Consider the following 4,845-nt stretch of genomic DNA (forward strand, 5'->3'; position numbering starts at 1 on the left):
GCGCGGCCCTCGACGAGTTGCGCAAGCGGGAGAAGGCCGCGACCCGCGAACTCGACGCGATCGCCGCCCAGCGCCGTCGCCTCCCCATGGTGGAACTGCCTGACTACACGCTGATCGGCGCCGACGGGCCGATCCGTCTGGCCGACGTGTTTGACGGTCGCTCGCAACTGATCGTCTACCACCACATGTGGACCGACGGTGAGGAATGGCAGTGCCCCGGCTGCACCGGCTTCACTTCGCAATTCACTCGATTGGAGATGCTCGACAACTACGACGCCCGGTTCGTCATCGTCACGACCGGACCGATCGACGACGCGCTCGCCTATAAGCGCAAGGTCGGCAACCGGATGCAGTGGTACTCGTCGTCGCAAAGCCCGTTCGCCGCCGACATGGACGCACCGCCCGGCGGTGGCTTCGGCATCAACGTGTTTCTGCGCAACGGAGATACGGTGTACCGCACGTGGCATACCGCCGGGCGCGGCACCGAGCAACTCAGTTACACCTTCGGGCTGCTGGACATCTTGCCCTGGGGGCGTCAGGAAGAGTGGCAAGACTCCCCCGCCGGGTGGCCGGCCCGACCGACGTATTCGGGTTGGCCGGGTTCCCCCGATATCGCCCGCGCTTACGGAGCGCAACAAACTCTTGACTGAGTCCAGATAAGTACGTCATATTGACGAAGTGTCCTCGGCACCGGACTACGCAGAGCAACTGCGATTAGCCGATCTACGAGTGACCCGTCCAAGAGTCGCCGTGCTGGAAGCTGTGCACGCCCACCCGCACGCCGACACCGACACCCTGTTCTCGGCCGTGCGAGTCGGCCTGCCCGACGTTTCCCGGCAGGCCGTGTACGACGTGCTCAATGCGCTGACCGCGGTCGGTCTGGTGCGACGAATTCAGCCTTCCGGATTGGTCGCCCGCTATGAATCGCGCGTCGGCGACAACCATCACCACGTCGTGTGCCGAAAGTGCGGCGTCATCGCCGACGTGGATTGCGCGGTCGGCGAGGCGCCATGCCTGACGCCGTCTGACGACAACAACGATTTGGATGGCTTTGTTCTCGACGAGGCCGAAGTCATCTACTGGGGCCAGTGCCCCGACTGCTCGACTGCCGGATCACAGCCGTGATCACAGCCCATCAATCACACCGGAAGGAAAGCTGTGTCAACTGAATCGCAGAGCCGCCCGCCCCACGAGGACACCAAGACGGCGAGTAACAGCGAAAGCGAAAACCCGGCAATCTCCTCCCCCAAACCCAAGTCGAGTGCGCCGCGGACCAACCGGGACTGGTGGCCCGATCAGGTCGACCCGTCCACCTTGCACCCGCACTCGCCGCAGGCCAATCCGCTCGGCGACGACTTCGACTACGCGCAGGAATTCGCCAAGCTCGACGTCGAGGCGCTCAAGGCCGACGTCATCTCGGTGTTGACCACCTCGCAGGACTGGTGGCCCGCCGACTACGGCCACTATGGCGGTCTGATGATCCGGATGAGCTGGCACGCCGCGGGTACGTACCGCATTTTCGACGGCCGCGGCGGCGGCGGTCAGGGCATGCAGCGCTTCGCCCCGCTGAACAGCTGGCCGGACAACGCGAACCTGGACAAGGCTCGGCGGTTGCTGTGGCCGGTCAAGAAAAAGTACGGCAGCAAGGTCTCGTGGGCGGACCTGCTGCTTTTCGCCGGTAACGTCGCTCTGGAATCCATGGGATTCCAGACGTTTGGTTTTGCCTTCGGTCGCGAAGACGTCTGGGAGCCAGAAGAAATAATCTTCGGTGAAGAGGACACCTGGCTGGGCACTGACCAGCGCTACTCCGGTGAGCGCGATCTCGCCCAGCCCTACGGCGCCACGACGATGGGGCTCATCTACGTCAATCCGGAAGGGCCCGAAGGTAAACCGGACCCGATCGCAGCGGCGCGCGACATCCGCGAGACGTTCGGCCGCATGGCCATGAACGACGAGGAGACCGCCGCCCTGATCGTCGGTGGGCACAGCTTCGGCAAGACCCACGGCGCCGGAGACGGCGACCTGGTCGGTCCGGAGCCCGAAGGCGCCCCGATCGAGCAACAGCAGTTGGGATGGAAGAGCTCGTTCGGGACCGGCAAGGGCAAGGACGCCATCACCAGCGGTCTGGAAGTGGTGTGGACCTCCACGCCGACCAAGTGGGGCAACGGTTTCCTGCAGAACCTGTACGGCTACGAGTGGGAGCTGACCAAGAGCCCCGCCGGCGCGTGGCAGTTCACCGCCAAGGACGGTGCCGGTGCCGGCACCATCCCCGACCCCTTCGACGGCCCGGGGCGCGCGCCGACGATGCTGGTCACCGACGTGGCGCTGCGTGAGGATCCCATCTACGGCCAGATCACGCGACGCTGGCTGGACCACCCCGAGGAGCTGTCCGAGGCGTTCGCCAAGGCCTGGTACAAGCTGCTGCACCGCGACATGGGCCCGGTCAGCCGCTACCTCGGGCCGTGGGTGCCCGAGCCGCAGCTCTGGCAGGACCCGGTGCCGGCCGTCGACCACGACCTGGTGGATGAGCAGGACATCGAATCGCTGAAGAGCAAGGTGCTGGACTCCGGCTTGACGGTTCAGCAGCTGGTCAAGACGGCGTGGTCGTCGGCGTCGAGCTTCCGTCGTACCGACAAGCGAGGCGGCGCCAACGGTGCGCGAGTGCGCCTGGAACCGCAGCGCCGCTGGGAGGTCAACGAGCCCACCGAGTTGGACAAGGTTCTCCCGGTGCTGGAGCGCATCCAGCAGGAGTTCAACGACTCGGCCTCGGGCGGCAAGAAGATCTCGCTGGCTGACCTGATTGTGCTGGCCGGTTCCGCGGCGGTCGAAAAGGCGGCCAAAGACGCCGGGTACGAGATCTCGGTGCACTTTGCCCCCGGACGTACCGACGCCTCGCAGGAGACCACGGACGTCGAGTCGTTCGCAGTGCTCGAACCGCGGGCCGACGGGTTCCGCAACTATGTGCGTCCCGGCGAGAAGGCGCCACTGGAGCAGTTGCTGATGGAGCGCGCCTACCTGCTGGGCGTCACCGGACCCGAGCTTGCGGTGCTGGTCGGAGGCCTGCGGGCGTTGGGCGCCAACCACGGCGGCTCCAAGCATGGGGTGTTCACCGACCAGGTGGGCGCGCTGACCAACGACTTCTTCGTCAATCTGCTCGACATGGGCACCGAGTGGAAGGCGTCGGAGACCACGGAGAACGTCTACGAGGGCCGTGACCGGGCCACCGGTGAAGCCAAGTGGACGGCGACCGCCAACGACCTTGTCTTCGGATCGAACTCAGTGCTGCGGGCGATCGCCGAGGTCTATGCGCAAGACGACGCCAAGGGCAAGTTCGTGGAGGACTTCGTTGCGGCGTGGGTCAAGGTGATGAACGCCGACCGGTTCGACATCAAGTAACGGCACGACACGACACCACCCCGCGACCACGTTCGCGGGGTGGTGTTTGTTATGGGCCGGCCCCGCTGACCGTGGCCAATGTGGTGGTCCGCGTCGACGAAGGCGGCGTCGACGACGTCTTTGGCCCGCACGCCGTCGCTGTCAAGACGGTTGCCACCAGCACGGCGCCCAGCACGACCCTGCGTGCGCAGGCCCGACTCACCGACCCAGATCCCACTGCCCGTAATCGGCGGCCAGCACGTCGTCGACATCCACCCGGATACCGTTCAACACCGGACCCTCCAGTACGCCCTGATACAGCACGGCCGCCGGCTCGCGCTGGCCGTTCGACCACGCCTTGGTTTGCCACGCCCAGCTATGCCCCGGCGTGGTCGAGCGCCCGACGACCCCGTCGTTGATCGCCCACCCGCACGCCTGGGCGTGCCCGTAGATGCCGGTGCGGTCCACACCCAGTATCGAGTTGATGCCCCGAAACCATTGCACGACAGGCCCATTCCAGGTGTTGCTGTCGATATTGTCGTCGACGCTGAAGAATATCGGTGCCGACGGCGGCCCGCCCGCGGCCGCGTGCAACTGCTGAGCCGTTTTCGCATCCGCGACGCCGCCGTCGTATCCGCGGGTGAAGTCTGACGGGTCGGGCCAACCGGGCTTCCCGTACTGGAAGTTGCTGACGATGTGCAGACCCGCGGCCCGCAGCGCGTCGGCGTATTGGCGGGTGATCGGCTTGGCCTCGAAGTTGGCCCCCGGCCGCGACATGGACACGTAGTTGACCACACCGTCGTATCCGGCGGCCTTGATCTCCTCGGGTGCAATGGTTCGCTCGGCGAAATCGATCAGTTTGGTGGCCGCGGCCGACGCGTTCGGCGCGCCAAGGGCCGCGCCCGCCGCCCCCAGCAGAATCGGCGACAAAGCGAACTTGAACGCATCGCGTCGCGAAACACCCGGCGCACCCGAACCATGCACGGCGCGATGGTAGCAATCGATGCGCCGCCGGCCCCAGCGAACGCCGGCCTAAGCCCGCTTGAGCTCCGTTTGCGCTTCTTTGAGCCGTTCGCCGGCGGCCCGGCTGGCCTGACGAGCTTTTTCGTAGCGGCTTTCAGCCTGCTGCACTTCACGCTCGGCTTCCTTCAGCGCCGCCGCCGCCTCGTCGCGGCGCTCACGAGCCTCGGCGCGTTCGGTATGGCGCTCGGACAGCACGCTGTCGGCTTCGTCTTTGGCGCCCTCAGCAGCGGTCACTGCGTCGCGCAGCTTCTCCAACCGTCGACGGGCCGCGTCGTCGGCCTGTTTGTCGGCCTCCGGTTGCGGCTTCGATTTCTTCTCGTCGGTGCGGCGTTGCGACCGGCCTTGCGTCGATACCGGCATCGCGGCGCCGAAACCGCCAAAGCCCGACCAACGCTCCGCCTTGGTCAACCGGCCCAGTCGCTCACGGACCTCGGGGTCGGCGACCGC

At 66.2% G+C, this 4,845-nt stretch carries 4 protein-coding genes and 1 pseudogene; 3 read left to right on the forward strand and 2 right to left on the reverse strand.

All coding sequences use genetic code 11. The features are described 5' to 3' along the window. From A9W95_RS11385 to katG, 3 genes are all read left to right on the forward strand, one after another. On the forward strand, positions 1 to 650 hold a 650-nt coding region (locus A9W95_RS11385; protein WP_067412248.1), incomplete at its 5' end, for a DUF899 family protein. Positions 651 to 678: 28 nt separating this feature from the next. Further along, positions 679 to 1,125 (forward strand): Fur family transcriptional regulator, encoded by a 447-nt coding sequence (locus A9W95_RS11390; protein ID WP_067412251.1) that lies wholly within the window; start codon positions 679 to 681, stop codon positions 1,123 to 1,125. A gap of 33 nt (positions 1,126 to 1,158) precedes the next feature. Then, positions 1,159 to 3,396 carry a catalase/peroxidase HPI gene (gene katG, locus A9W95_RS11395; protein ID WP_067412253.1) on the forward strand — a complete coding sequence of 746 codons (2,238 nt, stop codon included), beginning with the start codon at positions 1,159 to 1,161 and terminating at the stop codon, positions 3,394 to 3,396. A 198-nt stretch (positions 3,397 to 3,594) separates the two neighbouring features. Here katG and A9W95_RS11400 read toward each other — a convergent pair whose 3' ends face one another. Beyond that, positions 3,595 to 4,359: a DUF1906 domain-containing protein gene (locus A9W95_RS11400; RefSeq protein WP_067412257.1), complete on the reverse strand. Its 765-nt coding sequence runs from the start codon at positions 4,357 to 4,359 to the stop codon at positions 3,595 to 3,597. A gap of 48 nt (positions 4,360 to 4,407) precedes the next feature. Then, positions 4,408 to 4,845: pseudogene (locus A9W95_RS11405) on the reverse strand (hypothetical protein); the annotation flags it as partial.

Source organism: Mycobacterium sp. 1423905.2, from assembly GCF_001673155.1.
Classification (GTDB): domain Bacteria; phylum Actinomycetota; class Actinomycetes; order Mycobacteriales; family Mycobacteriaceae; genus Mycobacterium.